The organism is Streptomyces sp. NPDC042346 (assembly GCF_055581845.1).
This window is the reverse complement of record NZ_JBVJEH010000006.1, coordinates 357,486-372,112: the sequence shown is the minus strand read 5'-3', so window position 1 is coordinate 372,112 and position 14,627 is coordinate 357,486. Positions and strand designations below refer to the sequence as shown.

The following is a 14,627-nucleotide window of genomic DNA, read 5'->3' as shown; positions in this document are numbered from 1 at the left end:
AGCCATGACAGTTCCGAGTCCCGAGGAGCACCGCACGTGAGCGTGATCCGCGCCGCCGTCCTGCCCGCCGTCGGCTCTCCCCTGGAGATCACCGGCATCGAACTCCCCGAGCCCGGCCCCGGCCAGGTCCGGGTCCGGCTCGCCGCCGCCGGGGTCTGCCACTCCGACCTGTCCCTCTCCAACGGCACCATGCGCGTACCGGTCCCGGCCGTCCTCGGCCACGAGGGCGCCGGCACCGTCGTCTCGGTCGGCGAGGGCGTCACCCACGTCGCCCCCGGCGACGGCGTCGTCCTCAACTGGGCGCCGTCCTGCGGCAGCTGCCACCCCTGCTCGCTCGGCGAGGTCTGGCTCTGCGCGAACGCCCTCAACGGCGCCGCGAACATCCACGCCCGCACCGAGGACGGCACCGAGCTCCACCCCGGACTCAACGTCGCCGCCTTCGCCGAGGAGACGGTGGTCGCCGCGAACTGCGTCCTGCCCGTCCCCGACGGCGTTCCGCTCACCGACGCCGCCCTGCTCGGCTGCGCCGTCCTCACCGGCTGGGGCGCGGTCCACCACTCCGCGCGGGTCAGGGAGGGCGAGACCGTCGCGGTGTTCGGCGTCGGCGGGGTCGGCCTCGCCACGCTCCAGGCCGCCCGGATCGCGGGCGCGTCCACGATCGTCGCGGTCGACGTCTCCCCGGAGAAGGAGGCCCTGGCGAGGGCGGCCGGCGCCACCGAGTACGTCGTCGCCTCCGAGACCACCGCGAAGGACATCCGGAAGCTGACGGGCGGCCAGGGCGTCGACGTGGCCGTCGAGTGCGTCGGCCGCGCCGTCACCATCCGGACCGCCTGGGACTCCACGCGCCGCGGCGGCCGCACCACGGTCGTCGGCATCGGCGGCAAGGACCAGCAGGTCACCTTCCACGCCCTGGAGCTCTTCCACTGGGGCCGCACCCTGAGCGGCTGCGTCTACGGCAACTCGAACCCGGCCGAGGACCTGCCGGTCCTCGCCGAGCACATCAGGGCGGGCCGGTTCGACCTCGGCGCCCTCGTCACCGAGCGGATCACCCTGGACGGCATCCCTGCGGCCTTCGACAACATGCTCGCGGGCAAGGGCGGCCGCGCCCTGGTGATCTTCCCCTGACATCCCGGCCCGCACCGCCCGACGACGGCGGCGGTGCGGGCCGCGTCCGTCACAGATCCAGGGTGAGGCGCGCGCCGCGCGAGCGGCCCACGCAGATCATCATCGTCGTTCCCGAGGCCTTCTCCTCCTCGCCCAGGACCGAGTCGTGGTGTTCCGGCGTGCCCGCGAGGACCTTCGTCTCGCAGGTGCCGCACCAGCCCTCCTCGCAGGAGTACGCGACACCCGGCAGCACCTCGCGCACGGCGTCGAGCAGCGTCCGGCCGGGCTCGACCCGCAGGGTCCGCCCGCTCCGGCGCAGCTCGACGTCGAAGCCGTCGAAGCCCTCCGCACCGCCGGACGGCTCCTGCCCGGCGGGCGGCGCGCCGAACCGCTCCGTGTGGAGCGGCCCCGGCCACCGTTCCTCGACCGCCCTGAGGAGCCCTTCCGGGCCGCAGCAGTAGACGGCCGTCGAGTCGGGCAGCCCGGCGAGGGCGGCGTCCAGGTCGGGCAGTCCCGCCGTGTCCTGCGGGACGAGCGTGACCCCCGGGAGCGCGGCGAGCTCGTCGCGGTACGCCATCGCCGCGAGGCTCCGGCCCCCGTACAGCAGGGACCACGACCCGGGCGGCAGCGAGCGGACCATCGGCAGCAGCGGGGTGATGCCGATGCCGCCGGCGATGAACAGATGCCGCTCGGCGGTCACGAGCGGGAAGCGGTTGAACGGGCCCCGGACCCCGAGGACCGTGCCCTCGCCGACCGACGTGTGGACCTCCTCGGAGCCGCCCCGCCCGGCGGGCTCGCGCAGCACCCCGAGCCGGTACGTGCTCCGGTCCGCCGGGTCGCCGCACAGTGAGTAGTGCCGGACCGCACCGGACGGCAGCGTCACCTCCAGGTGCGCGCCGGGCTCCCACGGCGGCAGCGCCGCGCCCGCGGGGTCGGCGAGCAGCAGCCCGAGGACGCCCTCGGCCTCGCGGACGGCCGAGCGGACCGTGAGCCGGAGCGTGGTCATGAGTCTCCTCGGGTGGGGGCGGTGGCCCTTCCCGGGTCGGGGAAGGGCGGCAGCAGGGGCTCCGGCCACACCCGGCACAGCACCCCGTACAGCACGGCGGCGACCGTGAAGGAGGCCGGCAGGCTCAGGTCGACCCCGCTCGTCAGTCCCGTCAACGGACCGGTGTACAGCGGGTTGTTGACCCACAGGATCCCGACGGCCGAACCGGCGGCGAAGGCCGCGGCGGCCCGCGGGTTGATCCCGTGCACGTACCAGTAGCGCCCGCCGCCGCCGGTGGTGAAGGTGCGCAGCGCCTCCGCGTCGTACCGGCCGCGGTGGAGCACGTAGCCGACGGAGAGCACCGCCGCCCAGGGCGCGACGACCGTGAGCAGCAGCGTCACGAACGCCGACATCGCGTCCATCGCGTCGTACACCACGGCCCCCACGTAGAGCACGGCCATGGCGAGGAGGGCGACGGCGGCGGTGACGGTGGCCCGCGAGGCCCGCCAGAACACCGAGTTGGCGGAGAGCCCGGCCGCGTACAGACAGAGTCCCGCCTGCGGCAGGGTGCCCGCGAAGCCGAAGACGACGACCGCCACCGCGAACCAGCCGGGGACCGCGTCCGTCAGGCCCTGGAGCCACGGCTCGTCGGGGACGGGGAAGAGGGTCGTCACGTACGCGCCGGTGAGCAGCGCCGCGAGGCTGCTGAGGAACATGGAGATCCCGCTCGCCCGGACGACCCGCCCGGTGGGCGTGCCGGCGGGCATGAAGCGGGTGTAGTCGCCCTGGAAGGTCGCGTACGACAGCGGCATGGTCGCCGAGGCGGTGGCCGCGAGCAGCCAGGTGTGCAGGACGCTGCCGAGGGCGAGCGACCCGCCGGAGTGCGCCGTGTAGCCGGCGTATCCGGCGTCGAAGCGCGGGGCCAGGACCAGCACGGTGCCGAGCAGGACCGCCCCGCCGGTGACCGCGGTCACCCGGTACGTACGGACGAGCGTCTCGTGGCCGCGCACGGCGACCAGCGCGACCGCCGCCGCCGTCACGGCCATCGCGACCGTCAGCGCGCCCGGGCCCGTCGGGGTGGACAGCAGCCGGTGGCCCGCGACCATGACGGCGGTGCCGCCCGTCCAGACGGCGATCGCGAAGAAGCCGAGCGCCGTCACCACCGTGATGGTGTTGCCGACGATCCGGCCGCGCACGCCGAAGTGCGCCCCGCTCGCCATGGGGTCGTTGGCGCCGGTACGGACGCCGAAGCGGGCGAGGGGCGCGAGCAGCAGTGAACCGACGGCGACGCCCACGGCGATCGCGCTCGCCGAGGCCCACCAGCCGAGGCCGAAGACCACGGGCAGCGCGCCGAGCACGACGGTGCCGAACGAGAACTGTGCGGACGGCCAGATCCAGCCGAAGTCGGCCGGGGACGAGGTGCGTTCGGCCTCGGGCACGGGCGCGATGCCGTCGTGCCCGACCGCCGCACGGGGCGGCGTCACGTAGGACGCCGCCCCGGTCGGTGTGGTGGTCACGGGGCGCCCCCGGGGAGGGCGTCGGGCCCGGTGACGACGCCCCGGTCGGGGGTGTCGTCGCGGCCGGGAACGACGTCCTGGGTGTCGGGCAGGACGTCGACGACCCGGAGGGCGGCGCAGGCGGCGCCCGAGGTCCGCTCGCCGCTCGTCAGATCGAAGGTCGTGTGGTGCAGGGGGCAGGTGATGCGCAGCCTGTCCCCGTCGACCCTGCCGTACTTGAGCCGGCCCCCGCGGTGGGGGCAGACGGCGGCCGCGAGCACCTTGCGGCCGCCGGCCTCGACCAGGACCAGTTCCTCGGTCACCTGCCGGACGACGGGCTCGTCGGCCGCGCGCCGGCGCCCGGCGGGCACGGCCGTCATCCGACGGTCTCCCGTGCCCGCGCGACGGCCGCCTCGGTGGCCGTGCCGACGATGTCCGAGGCCAGCCGCACGCCCGCCCAGATCTTCGCGAGGTCCGGCTCGTCGAGCGCCCGGATCGCCGTCTTCATGTGACTGCTGTGGTACGTGTCGATGTAGAGGTGCTCGGTGTAGTAGGCGTCGCGGGCGATGCCGAGCCGCCGGGCCGCCCGGGCGAAGCTCTGGAACGCGTAGAGCACGCTGGTCTCGAAGTAGGCGTACGCGCCCAGGAAGTACTGGGGCGAGGGCGCCCGGCTCGCCAGCCAGTGGAACATGTTGACGTAGGCGTAGCACTCGGCGCTCGTACCGTCGAGGTAGTCGTCGAGCCGGGTGCTCATGCCGAGCTCGGTGAGCAGGTCCCGGTAGAGCTGGGAGTGGGCCTTCTCGTCGTTGCCGCAGCCGAGTTCGTCGATGAGGACCCGGAAGACCGCCATGCCCGAGCGGTACGGCAGCCGGGGGACGACCGGGAGCAGCGACTCGGACTCGGTGAGCCCGTCGAGGGCGAACTGCGCCACCACGGTCTTGAACTGTTCCAGCGTCGCGTGCTCGGCGAGGAAGGTCGCGCTCTCCGGGAGATCCGCCTCCTCCTCGGCGAGGAACTCCGTGAGCGTCCCGAGCAGTTCGCCGGTGTTCGCGAACCGGGGCGCCGAGGCCTCGTATGCGCGGGCCGCCGGCAGGATCCACCGCTCCTCGATCGCGGCCATCGATCCGTAGTCGCCGAGGTTGGGGACCCGCCGGTAGAAGGCGTGCAGGTCGCGCTGGGCGGTCGCGGCGGGGGCCGTGACGGAGTGCGCGACGACCGGGGCGCCGGTGGAAGCGGGTGCGAAGTCGGAGGAGGCTGAGGGCGAGGCGCTCATGCCGCCTTGACCTCCTCGTGCGTGGTGGGGGAGCTGATCACGCCTCGGCTGTGCAGCTCCTTCTTCACCCAGCGGTACCAGTCGTCGAGGAAGACGCCGTACTGCTCGCACACGGTGTTGATCTCCGCCTGCCGTTCGGGCGTCGGGTCGACGAGCATCCGGTTGCAGAGCGCGGGTTCGATGTTGGCCAGCGGGCCGATGAAGCCGTCGATGCCGCGGGCGTCGACGAGGAGGTTCTCCCAGCCCTCGAAGACCGGTATACCGGTCTTCGCCTCGGCCATCCTCCGGGTGAACGCGGCGTCGCCGCTGGACTCCTTGATGCCGACGATCCCGGGGATCTCGCAGATCCGCAGCAGCGTGTCGAACTCGATCCGATTGCCCGACAGCGCCTCCTCGTTGTAGAGGAAGATCGGGATGTCGACGGCGGCGCGGATGGCCCGGTAGTGCTCGACGATCCGGTCCTGCGTCACGTCCGCGCCGAACGGCGTGGTGACGACGACGGCGTCGGCGCCGAGCGCGACGGCCGTGCGGGCCCGGTCGATCACCGAGTCGGTGTCCGGGAGCTGGATCCCGGCGAGGACGGGCAGGCCGTCGGCGTGCTTCACGGTGTACGTGACCACGTCCTGCCACTGCCGCGCGTCGAGCTTCCAGCCCTCGCCGGAGGTCAGGGCCGGCATGAGCGCGGTGACCTCGGTGCGGATGTGGCCGATGAGGCGGGCGACGCTCTGCTCGTCGACGGTGCCGTTCTCGTCGAGGGGGGTGATCAGCGGGACGATGGTCCCGGAGTAGGTGCCAGGCATGACAGGGGTGCCCTTCGGAGGATGTGTCAGAGGTCTTGGGAGGCGACCGTCAGGACCAGCGAGCGCCGGTAGAGGTCCTCCAGGTACGGGGGGAACGTCGGCTCCTCGACCGGCGCGGGCGCGCCGGCCCGGGCGATCGGTACGACGGGGAGTCCGGCGGTCCCGAGGAGCCGGGGGCTCGCGGTGTGCAGCGTGCCCCCTCGGCCGATGACCTGGGCGAGCAGCAGGCGTTCGTGCGTGGGGAGGCCGTCGAGCCCGGGTGCGGTGAAGGCCCGGCGGACGTCCGCCTCGTCGTAGGCGATCCGGTCGATGGCGAGGTCCGTGTGGAGGACGTCCATGAAGGGGTAGTAGTCGTCCTGGACCCCTCGGTCGTACGCCCACACGAGGTCGTCGCAGCGGCCGACCTGCTCCCAGCTCATGACGACCCGGCCGGCGGTTCCCGCGGCGAGGCGGTCCGCGAAGAAGGCCTTCGAGGCGACGCGGACGGCGTCGTCCTCGCTGTGCATGCCCATGAAGAGCGTGGCGTCGATGAACGCCACGGCGGTGTCGTCAGCCGGCATAGCGCTCGAGCACCTTCCGCATCCGCTCCATGGCGCCGGCGAACACCTCGGGCTCGCGGGCCAGGGCGAGGCGGACGAACCGCTCGCCCTTCGACTTGGTGTTCCAGTAGAAGAAGGTGCCCGGCAGGACGTACACCTCCTCGTCGAAGAGGACGGCCTGGAGCTGGGTGGCGGTCAGGTGCTCGGCGGTGATCCGGAACCAGGCGACGCTGGTGCCGACGACCGGCTCCTGGAACTCCAGGATCGTGCCGCTGAGGGCGGCGCGGGCGGCGTCGCCGTTGGTCTTGATGATGTCGCGCACGGAGGCGAAGCCGTCGGTGATGGAGTCCTCGACGTACTGCGTGACCATGTTGAGGACGAAGGGCGAGACGTTCAGGAGGACGCTCGTGTGGAGGTTGTAGACCTCCTCCTGGATGTCCCGACTGGCGGTGATCATGGCGCACTTGGCGTCCTGGATCGGCCAGGTCTTCCCGGTGTCCTCCATGACCATGTACGTGACGCCGGACTCCTCCAGGAGCTTGTAGATGTCGACCCGGCCGACGCCCTCGTCGCAGAGCGCGAAGGAGGCGAAGCAGAAGTCCATGACGAGGACCTTGTCGTGGTCCACGCAGTAGCGGACGACCTCCCGGAAGCCCTCCAGCTTCTCGGCGAGCAGCGTGAAGCCGGTGGGGTTGTTCGGGTCGACGAGGTAGAGGGCGTCCGCGTCGACCTGCTCGACGAGCCGCTCGTAGATCGAGTCCTTGTCGTGCAGCGCGGACTCCGCGAGCGGGGAGATCGGCACCTGCATGTTGCGCAGCAGGTCGACGAGGTTGTCGAAGCAGGGCTCCACCAGCTGCACCGACTTGCCGCGCTGCTTGAGGAACATGCCGGCGACCATGGTCGAGACGCTGGCGGAGTACGACAGGAGCGTGCGGTCCATCGCCCGGGCGGTGGGCTGCTGGTGCAGGCGGAAGAAGGCGTCGATGAACTGGCGCTCGAAGTGGGCCTGCTGCTTCGACTCGGACTCGTGCCAGAGGTCGGGCAGCCGCCGCACGATCGCCTCCTGGGAGGCGGACTGCCGCTGGTGCGTGTGCGCGTCGGCAAGGTTGAACCGGGTCTTCAGCGCTTCGATCTCGTGCTGCGTGAGGTCGACGAAGGTGCTGACGTCTGCCTTGTCGGTCAACGACATGAAGAACTCCCGTGTCGATACGGATCTGCTTCCGGAATTCCGGCGGCGGGAACGACTTTAGGAGCTTCGAGCGCCCTTGCGAATAACGGCCGGGTCACGCAATTAATAATCACCGCGATGTTCTACGGACAAAAAAAAGGAACGACGGCCGGGCATTCCGCTAAAGGGAATGCCCGGCCGTCGTTCCGAAGATTAGGCAGCTCTTCGCTGCGAATTCAACTATTCGGTGGCGGCCCGCAGCAGGATGTCCTCGAACACCTTCGGGTCGTCCGAGTTGATGACCGGCCAGCCGATGCCGTAGCCGCCCTCCCAGCCCACGTCGATGCCCGGGTTGGCGTAGTCGGAGCCGTCGGACAGGAACAGGTGCGGGCTGCAGTTCACCCGGTCCGTACGGGACACGGCGGCGTGGTCGGAGAGCGTCCGGCGCGCCCGGCCGTCGTCCAGCGCCTCGGCGAGGGCGTCGACGTCGACCGCGCCGGTGTCCCTGGCCACGTCGAGGATCACCTTGCGGTGGCTGATGGTGCGCGACTCGGCCCAGAAGGCCCGGCGCAGCCCGAGGTCGAGCTGCTCCGAGGCGTGCAGGCTCTGCTCCTTCGCGGCGAGGACGGCCTCCAGGGCCGGCAGCGTCGTCGACGGGTAGGACCAGTCCTTGGCCTGCCACAGCTGCCAGCCGGCGGCCGGCTCCAGGCTGGCCATCCGGGCGACCTCGCTGTCGGTGCCGGGGCGCGGGCTCGGGGCCTCGTTGAGCAGTTCCAGCGGGAAGGCCCGCAGGTCGAAGGAGACCTGCTCCGCCAGGCCGAGCCGGGCGCGGGTGGCGTGCAGCCGGTGGATGGCGATGTGGGCGAAGGAGCACCAGATGTCGGAGAAGACGGTGACGACTCCGCGCGGCGGGGTCAGGTCGACGGTGGTCGGGTCGGGGCGGGTGGGGTCGGACATGGTTCTCCTCGGTTCGGGAAGCGGTCGGGCGGGGCTCAGCCGGCGGGGGACTCGTGGGCGTCGAGCGCTGCCTCGAGGTCGAGGTCGGCGCCGGGGAGCCAGGCGGGCAGGGAGGGGATGCGGGCGATGGCGTCGAAGAGCCGGGGTACGGCGTCCTCGCGGACGGTCGGCCCGTGGGCGCTGAGCAGTCGCGCGGGACGCAGTGCGGCCAGTTCGCGTACGGGCCGGAGGAACTTCTCCTCGTCGACCAGCGCGGTCCACGGGGCGATGGCCCGGTTCAGGACGTCGAACCCCTCGAAGAATTCCGCCTCGCTGAGATCGGCGAAGTCCTGGGTTATTTCCTCGACCACGGTCCCGAAGCTGTCGGAGCTGTAGAGCGTGCCGTCGGAATGGTCGAACACGGCGAGTGTCCCGGGTGAATCGAAGGTGGGCGGCCGGTGAAAACTCAGCTCTCGGTCGCCGATCTTCACGCGACTTCCGGGGTTCGCCGTCACCACCCGTTCCTGGGGAATGGAGAACTCTTCCGATATTCGCGTCAGTGATATCGCGTTGGTCAGCACCTTCGCGCGCGGCGCGGCCTCCAGGATCCGGGCCAGGGCGCCGGTGTGGTCGCGGTCGTCGTGGGTGACGACGATCCAGCGCAGCTCGGCCGGGTCGATCAGCGACCAGAGGGATTCCAGGAAGCCCTCCCGGTCGACGGGCATGCCCGTGTCCACGAGGAACGGCGTGTCGGACCGTACGAGAAAGGCGTTGACCGGCTGGTCGCCGAGGCCGGGTATGGGCAGCGCCGAGGGGAGGACGTGGATGTCCGGCCCGGCGGTGTAGGAGGCTTTCATGGCACATCCCTCGGTCGGGCGGTCAGACGAGCTGGATGGTCAGGGAGCCGGCGATCAGCAGGACGAGGCCCAGGGCGCGCGGCTTCGTCAGGGAGCGCTGCGGGAGCTTGAACAGGCCCTTGTGGTCGATCAGCGCCGAGGTGAGCTGCTGCCCCGTCACGGTGAGGGCGATGGTCACCGCCGCGCCGATGGTGGGCATGAGCAGGAAGGTGCCGGTGACGTAGGCGGCGGCGCACGCGCCACCGAGCCAGCCCCACCAGGGCATCTTCTTCAGCGGGGCGATCTTCGGCTTCGGCGTGCGACGGGTCACGTAGAGCACCAGCAGGACGACGGCGATCGTGAAGGTCGCCACCGCGAAGCTGATCACGGCGACGGTGATGGGCTCCTTCAGCTGGGCGCGGAGCTGGGCGTTGACCGCGCCCTGCACCGGCAGGACGGCTCCGGCGAGGACACCGAGCGCGAGCCAGCCGGCGCGACCGGCGCTCGACATCTTGGGGGCGCCGGGAGGGGCCGCCGCCTTCATGCCCCGGATGATCACGACGATGCCCGCGAGCACGGCGAGGGCGCCGATGACGATCCCGGGGTTGAGGTCCTGCTGTTCGAGGCCCAGGAGCCCGAAGAGGTCGAGGGCGAGCGAGGAGAACATCTGGCCGGTGACGAAGAGCCCGACGGCGGCGAGGGCGCCGAGCCGGGGGAACAGCAGGATGCCGCTGGTGATGTAGAGCGGACTGGCCAGCCCGCCGAGCAGCTGCCAGGGCTCCACGTCGGGCAGTTTGCCGAGCGCGCCGAGCGCTCCGGCCGCCACCGCGAGCACGGTGAGGAGCCCGGTCGCGACGCCGAGCTGGATGGTCGAGGCGCCGTACGGGGTGCCGACGGCGGAGTTGAGCTGGAGGTTCACCGAGGCCTGGACGGCCAGGAGGCAGCCGACCAGCAGGGCCGCGGCGAGGAGCGCGGTGTGCATCTGGATCTCCCTGGGGCGGGATGGGGAGCGGTAAGTGGACACTGAGTCCGTTTAGCATGCCACGGGAGAGTCCAAGCGGACAAGGTGTCCACTTATTCCTCGGGGAAGTAAGGTCTGGTCCATGAGCGACGACGAGCAGCGAGGTCGTGGAGCCTCCTCCGTGCACCGGGTCGGCGGGCTCCTCGGCGATCTGCAGGCGGCGGACGAACAGCCGGTCGCGCCGCGCAGACGCGCGGACGCGGAGCGGAACCGTGCCCAGATCCTGGCCGCCGCCGAGCAGCTCTTCGCCGAGCAGGACCCCCGGTCGGTCACCATGGACCGGATCGCCAAGGCGGCCGGCGTGGGCCGCGCCACGCTCTACCGGAGCTTCCCCGACCCGGCCTCCGTCGCCGTCGCGCTCCTCGACGAGCACGAGCGCCGGCTCCAGGGCCAGCTGATCTACGGACCGCCGCCGCTCGGCCCCGGGGCGCCCGCGGGGGAGCGGCTCGCGGCGTTCTACCTCGCCATGCTCGACCTGCTGGAACGTCATCTGCCGTTGGCGCTGGGGGCGGAGACCGGGGCCGCGCGCTTCAGGACGGGCGCGTACGGATTCTGGCGCGTGCACGTCCGTACGCTGCTCGTCGACCACGGGGTCGAGGACCCGGACCCGATGATCGACATCGCGCTCAGCCCGCTCGCGCCGGAGCTCTTTCAGTTCCAGCGGCACGAACTCGGCCTGTCCACCGAACGGATCGGCCGCTCGCTGACGGCCTTCGCCCGCCAGCTGCTGCGCTCGGGGCACGGGAACTGACGGTGTGACGTCCTCCGCCGGACAGGCCCTAGGGCATCGCGGTCGAGGTGCCGGGCTCCTGGGCCGAACGCGCGGCGGGTGCGGAGGCCGAGGCCGGGGCGGAAGCCGCGGCGGGGGCGGCGGCCGGGGCCGGCGCGGCTGCGGTGAGCGGCGCGGACGTCGTGGCCGGGACGGAAGCGGTGAGCGGCGCGGACGTCATGGCCGGCGCGGCGGCCGTGAGCGGCGCGGATGTCGTGGCCGGTACGGAAGCCGTGAGCGGCGCGGAAGCCGTGACCTGGGCGGCGGCCGTGGACGGGAACGCCGTCGGCGCCGGGAACGTCGTCGTGGCGATCGTCTTGACGGTCGCCTTCGTGGGCCGGGGCCGCCGGGTGGCCGGGTGGACCAGGCCCGGCAGGATCAACTCCCAGATGCGGCGCAGGCGTTCCTCCGCCGGTCCGAGGATGGCGCCGGTCCCGGTCGGCGGCCAGGTCTCGTCGTCGGCCGCCGCGCTCGGCGAGCGCATCTCCAGCTCCACGCCCGTGATCACGTAACCGATCAGGGCCGCCACCGCCGTCGCGTCCACCCCGGGGCGTAACGCCTGCTCCGCGGCGGCGTACCGGGCGAGGCGGGCGACCTCACGCCGCCAGGGACAGTCCCCGGACGACGGTAAGGGGCCGGTGGCGTCCAGCTCGCGGGCCAGCCGCTCGCCCGCCCGCGCCGCGTGGTCGGTCTCGAAGAGCCGGATCAGCGCGTGCGTGGTGAGCACCAGCTTGTCGATCGCGGTGCCGCCCACACCCTCCGTGGACAGGCAGGCCGACTCGACCGTGGTCCGGGTGACCGCCCGGGCCCGGCCCCGTACGGCGGTCGCCAGGTCCGCCTTGGTCGCGAAGTGGAAGACGAGGGCTCCGGTGGTCACCCGGGCCTCGCCGGCGATCCTGGCGAGCGACGCACGTTCGTAGCCGAGTCCGTCGAAGACCCGCGCGGCGGCCGACAGGATCTCCTGTCTCGTCCGTTCCGCCCGCTGTTGAATCGCCATGTGCTCCCCCTGGGCTTGCGAGAAGGCGCCGGAGCGTAATGTTCCGGCTCGCGCCTGTGACCGTTTCGAAACTATCCGGCCGGGCGGCGGCGAAACGTGCCGTCCGGCGCCTCAGGCCGGAAACGGAGCTTGACGGGCACCTCCTCCCCAGGTCGCGGGCGGGCGAGGAGCGGAACCCGCCCGTGAAGTGACCGGAACCATGGCCATGACCTGTCAGGTGGATTCGGCCGTTCCGGGAGCGGTGGCCGCGCGCGACCGGGAACGCGACACGGCCACGCCCGCCAGGCAGAGCGCGCCCCCGGCGAGCGTGAGCGGCCCCGGCAGCTCGCCGAGGAGGGCCCAGGCGAGGAGGACGACGAGGGCGGGTACGGCGTACGTCGTCGCGCCCATCCGGCCCGCGGTCGTACGGGCCAGGGCGTACGCCCAGGTCGTGAAAGCGAGCGCGGTCGGGAACACCCCCAGGTAGAGCATGTTCAGGGTCGCCGACAGCGGGGCCCGGCCCGCCTCCTCGACGAGCTGCCCGGCGAACGGCAGACAGGCCACCGCGCCCACCAGACAGCCGAAGGTCGTCACCTGGAGCGCGCTGCCGTGCGCGAGCGCCGGCTTCTGGGCCACGACCCCGCCCGCGTACGCCGCCGCCGCGACCAGGCAGAGCAGCACGCCCAGCACCGAGGCGTGCGAGCCGGACCCGGAAGACCCGGCTGACATGGAGAGGCCCACGGCCACCGCGCCGGCGAAGGAGACGGCCATGCCCGCGATCAGCCGGGGCGGCAGCGACTCCTTCAGGAACCGCGCACCGAGCAGCGCGATCAGGATCGGCCCGATGTTCACCACCATCGCCGCCGTACCCGCGTCGACCTCCTGCTCGCCCCAGTTGAGGACCACCATGTAGACGCCGAACCAGAGCAGCCCCGAGATCAGGATCCCGCGCCAGGCCGCCCGTGGAGGCAGCCCCTCCCGCCGGATCAGGAGGACGCAGCCGAGGACGAGGGCCCCGGCGAGGAGCCGCCCGAGGGCGAGCGCGCCGGGGGAGTAGGCCGCCCCGGCACTGCGGATGGAGACGAAGGCGGAGGCCCAGAGGACGACGGTGACACCGGCGGCGGCGAGCGCGAGGCGCGAGGTTCGGTTCTGCATGGCTCGACCGTAGGGCGCGGACGGTTCGGCGCTCACCGCAATATCGGAGGGTGGGCGACGGCCGGGCCCGCCCGGCCCGGCGCAGGGCCGTGGGAGCCGGGCGGGCAGGGCAAGGCGCAGGGCCGCCGGAGCCGGGCCCGCCCGGCTCAGCGCAGGGTCGTCGGGGCGATGCCCAGCGACTCGTACAGCGCGGACTCGCCCTCCGTCGTCACCTTCACAGCCCGCTCGGACCCGATCCGCACGCACCACCCGGTGTCCAGCGCGTGGCGGCAGAGCGCGGCGCCCGCGGTCCCCGCGAGGTGCGGCCGGCGCTCGGTCCAGTCGAGGCAGCCGCGCGCGACGGGCCGCCGCCCCGTGCGGACGAGGGGGACGCCCAGCTCCTCGAACCACGCCACGCCCCGGTCCGTGAGCGCGAACCCGGTGTCCTGGCGCAGCAGTCCGCGCGCGGTCATCGCCTCGGTGATCGTGATCCCGAGGCGCCCGGCGAGGTGGTCGTAGCAGGTCCGCCCCCTGGCCATGGCCTGCCCGGCGCTCGCGGCCCGCAGTGAGCGGGCCGGCGCCGCCACCCGGGGCTCCGACCGGGCGGCCAGGTCCTCGACGAGGTGCGCGATCCCCGGGTCGGCCAGGCGGACGTACCGGTGCCTGCCCTGCCGTTCCTCCGTGAGCACCCCGCCCGCGACGAGCTTGCCGAGGTGCTCGCTGGCGGTGGACGGGGCCACGCCCGCGTGACGGGCGAGCTCCCCGGCCGTCCAGGCCCGTCCGTCGAGCAGGGCGAGCAGGAACGCGGCGCGGCTCTCGTCCGCGAAGAGCGCCGCGAGCGCGGCGAGATCACTGGCTGCCATGGCCCCAGGGTCCCGCACTCACCGTTCGGCGGTCGCCGAAACGTCGCCTGCCGTCCCGGACCGCACCAGGGACTCGTACTGGATCCGCAGCCCGTCGAGCAGGGCGCGCAGGCCCGTCTCGAAGGCGCGCTCGTCGACCTTCTGGCGGTGCTCGGCAAGGAGGTGGGCCTGGCCGAGGTGCGGGTAGTCGGCCGGGTCGTAGGCCGTCTCGTCGTCGACGAAGCCGCGGGCGAAGGAGCCGAGGGCGGAGCCGGTGACGAAGTACCGCATCAGCGCGCCGATGGAGGTGGCCTGGGCCGGGGGCCAGCCCGCCCGGACCATGGCGCCGAAGACCGCGTCGGCGACGCGCAGGCCCGCCGGGCGGCGGCCGGGGCCCTGGGCGAGGACCGGGACGATGTGCGGGTGGTCGGCGAGGGCCGCGCGGTAGGAGACCGCCCAGTCGTGCAGCGCCGTGCGCCAGTCGCGGCCGTCGGTCTCCTCGAACATCGACAGGTCGATCTTCGCGCTCACCGCGTCCGCGATCGCGTCGAGGATCTCGTCCTTCGTGCGGAAGTGGTTGTAGAGCGAGGGGCCGCTCACCCCGAGCTCGGCCGCGAGCCGCCGGGTGGAGAGCGCGGCGAGCCCCTCCGCGTCCACGAGCGCACCCGCCGTCTCCACGATGCGGTCTCGGCTGAGCAGGGGCTTGCGCGGTCGGGCCATGGCGCACATAGTAGGCCCGCACCGCAAA

General features: G+C 72.7%; 16 protein-coding genes. 2 read left to right on the top strand and 14 right to left on the bottom strand.

Annotated elements, in window-relative coordinates; genetic code table 11:
• The first annotated feature begins 42 nt into the window (after positions 1-42).
• Positions 43-1,125, top strand: a complete 1,083-nt coding sequence (locus ACZ6K0_RS25600; protein ID WP_469234684.1) for a Zn-dependent alcohol dehydrogenase — start codon at positions 43-45, stop codon at positions 1,123-1,125.
• Positions 1,126-1,174: 49 nt separating this feature from the next.
• Here the strand turns inward: ACZ6K0_RS25600 and ACZ6K0_RS25595 are convergent, their stop codons facing one another.
• The 10 genes from ACZ6K0_RS25595 to ACZ6K0_RS25550 form a co-directional block, all read right to left on the bottom strand.
• Complete coding sequence (locus tag ACZ6K0_RS25595; RefSeq protein WP_469234491.1) at positions 1,175-2,110, bottom strand: PDR/VanB family oxidoreductase; 936 nt, start codon at positions 2,108-2,110, stop codon at positions 1,175-1,177.
• A complete protein-coding gene (locus ACZ6K0_RS25590) occupies positions 2,107-3,606 on the bottom strand; it encodes a purine-cytosine permease family protein (RefSeq protein ID WP_469234493.1) in 1,500 nt (499 codons plus the stop codon). Before ACZ6K0_RS25590 ends, ACZ6K0_RS25595 begins: the two co-directional genes overlap by 4 nt.
• Positions 3,603-3,965 (bottom strand): Rieske (2Fe-2S) protein, encoded by a 363-nt coding sequence (locus tag ACZ6K0_RS25585; protein WP_469234495.1) that lies wholly within the window; start codon positions 3,963-3,965, stop codon positions 3,603-3,605. The genes ACZ6K0_RS25590 and ACZ6K0_RS25585 overlap by 4 nt, the downstream gene beginning before the upstream one ends.
• Positions 3,962-4,858 (bottom strand): iron-containing redox enzyme family protein, encoded by an 897-nt coding sequence (locus ACZ6K0_RS25580; protein ID WP_376407427.1) that lies wholly within the window; start codon positions 4,856-4,858, stop codon positions 3,962-3,964. The genes ACZ6K0_RS25585 and ACZ6K0_RS25580 overlap by 4 nt, the downstream gene beginning before the upstream one ends.
• A complete protein-coding gene (locus ACZ6K0_RS25575; protein ID WP_376407429.1) occupies positions 4,855-5,658 on the bottom strand; it encodes a dihydrodipicolinate synthase family protein in 804 nt (267 codons plus the stop codon). The genes ACZ6K0_RS25580 and ACZ6K0_RS25575 overlap by 4 nt, the downstream gene beginning before the upstream one ends.
• A gap of 26 nt (positions 5,659-5,684) precedes the next feature.
• Complete coding sequence (locus ACZ6K0_RS25570; RefSeq protein ID WP_469234498.1) at positions 5,685-6,218, bottom strand: DUF6190 family protein; 534 nt, start codon at positions 6,216-6,218, stop codon at positions 5,685-5,687.
• Positions 6,208-7,386, bottom strand: coding sequence for a pyridoxal phosphate-dependent aminotransferase (locus ACZ6K0_RS25565; protein ID WP_376407433.1), 1,179 nt, complete (start codon positions 7,384-7,386; stop codon positions 6,208-6,210). The genes ACZ6K0_RS25570 and ACZ6K0_RS25565 overlap by 11 nt, the downstream gene beginning before the upstream one ends.
• 219 nt (positions 7,387-7,605) lie before the next feature.
• Complete coding sequence (locus tag ACZ6K0_RS25560) at positions 7,606-8,322, bottom strand: DsbA family oxidoreductase (protein ID WP_376407434.1); 717 nt, start codon at positions 8,320-8,322, stop codon at positions 7,606-7,608.
• A gap of 35 nt (positions 8,323-8,357) precedes the next feature.
• Positions 8,358-9,158, bottom strand: a complete 801-nt coding sequence (locus ACZ6K0_RS25555; protein ID WP_469234501.1) for an oxygen-binding di-iron domain-containing protein — start codon at positions 9,156-9,158, stop codon at positions 8,358-8,360.
• 22 nt (positions 9,159-9,180) lie between these two features.
• On the bottom strand, positions 9,181-10,119 hold the full coding sequence (locus tag ACZ6K0_RS25550) for a DMT family transporter (protein WP_376407438.1): 939 nt from the start codon (positions 10,117-10,119) through the stop codon (positions 9,181-9,183).
• A gap of 121 nt (positions 10,120-10,240) precedes the next feature.
• On the opposite strand from ACZ6K0_RS25550, the gene ACZ6K0_RS25545 reads away from it, so the two are divergent.
• Positions 10,241-10,909, top strand: coding sequence for a TetR/AcrR family transcriptional regulator (locus ACZ6K0_RS25545; RefSeq protein ID WP_376407440.1), 669 nt, complete (start codon positions 10,241-10,243; stop codon positions 10,907-10,909).
• A gap of 28 nt (positions 10,910-10,937) precedes the next feature.
• On the opposite strand, the gene ACZ6K0_RS25540 is transcribed toward ACZ6K0_RS25545, so the two are convergent.
• The 4 genes from ACZ6K0_RS25540 to ACZ6K0_RS25525 form a co-directional block, all read right to left on the bottom strand.
• Positions 10,938-11,924: a TetR family transcriptional regulator gene (locus tag ACZ6K0_RS25540; RefSeq protein WP_376407442.1), complete on the bottom strand. Its 987-nt coding sequence runs from the start codon at positions 11,922-11,924 to the stop codon at positions 10,938-10,940.
• A 213-nt stretch (positions 11,925-12,137) separates the two neighbouring features.
• Positions 12,138-13,058 (bottom strand): DMT family transporter, encoded by a 921-nt coding sequence (locus ACZ6K0_RS25535; protein WP_376407444.1) that lies wholly within the window; start codon positions 13,056-13,058, stop codon positions 12,138-12,140.
• 146 nt (positions 13,059-13,204) lie between these two features.
• On the bottom strand, positions 13,205-13,900 hold the full coding sequence (locus tag ACZ6K0_RS25530; RefSeq protein ID WP_469234505.1) for an ArsR/SmtB family transcription factor: 696 nt from the start codon (positions 13,898-13,900) through the stop codon (positions 13,205-13,207).
• 18 nt (positions 13,901-13,918) lie between these two features.
• The gene (locus ACZ6K0_RS25525) at positions 13,919-14,599 is read right to left on the bottom strand and encodes a TetR/AcrR family transcriptional regulator (RefSeq protein ID WP_376407448.1); all 681 of its coding nucleotides are present in this window, start codon (positions 14,597-14,599) and stop codon (positions 13,919-13,921) included.
• Positions 14,600-14,627: the final 28 nt, after the last annotated feature.

Coding starts and splice junctions, on each gene's coding strand:
- ACZ6K0_RS25595 (WP_469234491.1), bottom strand. CDS start 2,110: ATGACCACGCTCCGGCTCACGGTCCGCTCGGCCGTCCGCGAGGCCGAG.
- ACZ6K0_RS25585 (WP_469234495.1), bottom strand. CDS start 3,965: ATGACGGCCGTGCCCGCCGGGCGCCGGCGCGCGGCCGACGAGCCCGTC.
- ACZ6K0_RS25580 (WP_376407427.1), bottom strand. CDS start 4,858: ATGAGCGCCTCGCCCTCAGCCTCCTCCGACTTCGCACCCGCTTCCACC.
- ACZ6K0_RS25575 (WP_376407429.1), bottom strand. CDS start 5,658: ATGCCTGGCACCTACTCCGGGACCATCGTCCCGCTGATCACCCCCCTC.
- ACZ6K0_RS25570 (WP_469234498.1), bottom strand. CDS start 6,218: ATGCCGGCTGACGACACCGCCGTGGCGTTCATCGACGCCACGCTCTTC.
- ACZ6K0_RS25565 (WP_376407433.1), bottom strand. CDS start 7,386: ATGTCGTTGACCGACAAGGCAGACGTCAGCACCTTCGTCGACCTCACG.
- ACZ6K0_RS25560 (WP_376407434.1), bottom strand. CDS start 8,322: ATGTCCGACCCCACCCGCCCCGACCCGACCACCGTCGACCTGACCCCG.
- ACZ6K0_RS25555 (WP_469234501.1), bottom strand. CDS start 9,158: ATGAAAGCCTCCTACACCGCCGGGCCGGACATCCACGTCCTCCCCTCG.
- ACZ6K0_RS25550 (WP_376407438.1), bottom strand. CDS start 10,119: ATGCACACCGCGCTCCTCGCCGCGGCCCTGCTGGTCGGCTGCCTCCTG.
- ACZ6K0_RS25545 (WP_376407440.1), top strand. CDS start 10,241: ATGAGCGACGACGAGCAGCGAGGTCGTGGAGCCTCCTCCGTGCACCGG.
- ACZ6K0_RS25540 (WP_376407442.1), bottom strand. CDS start 11,924: ATGGCGATTCAACAGCGGGCGGAACGGACGAGACAGGAGATCCTGTCG.
- ACZ6K0_RS25535 (WP_376407444.1), bottom strand. CDS start 13,058: ATGCAGAACCGAACCTCGCGCCTCGCGCTCGCCGCCGCCGGTGTCACC.
- ACZ6K0_RS25530 (WP_469234505.1), bottom strand. CDS start 13,900: ATGGCAGCCAGTGATCTCGCCGCGCTCGCGGCGCTCTTCGCGGACGAG.
- ACZ6K0_RS25525 (WP_376407448.1), bottom strand. CDS start 14,599: ATGGCCCGACCGCGCAAGCCCCTGCTCAGCCGAGACCGCATCGTGGAG.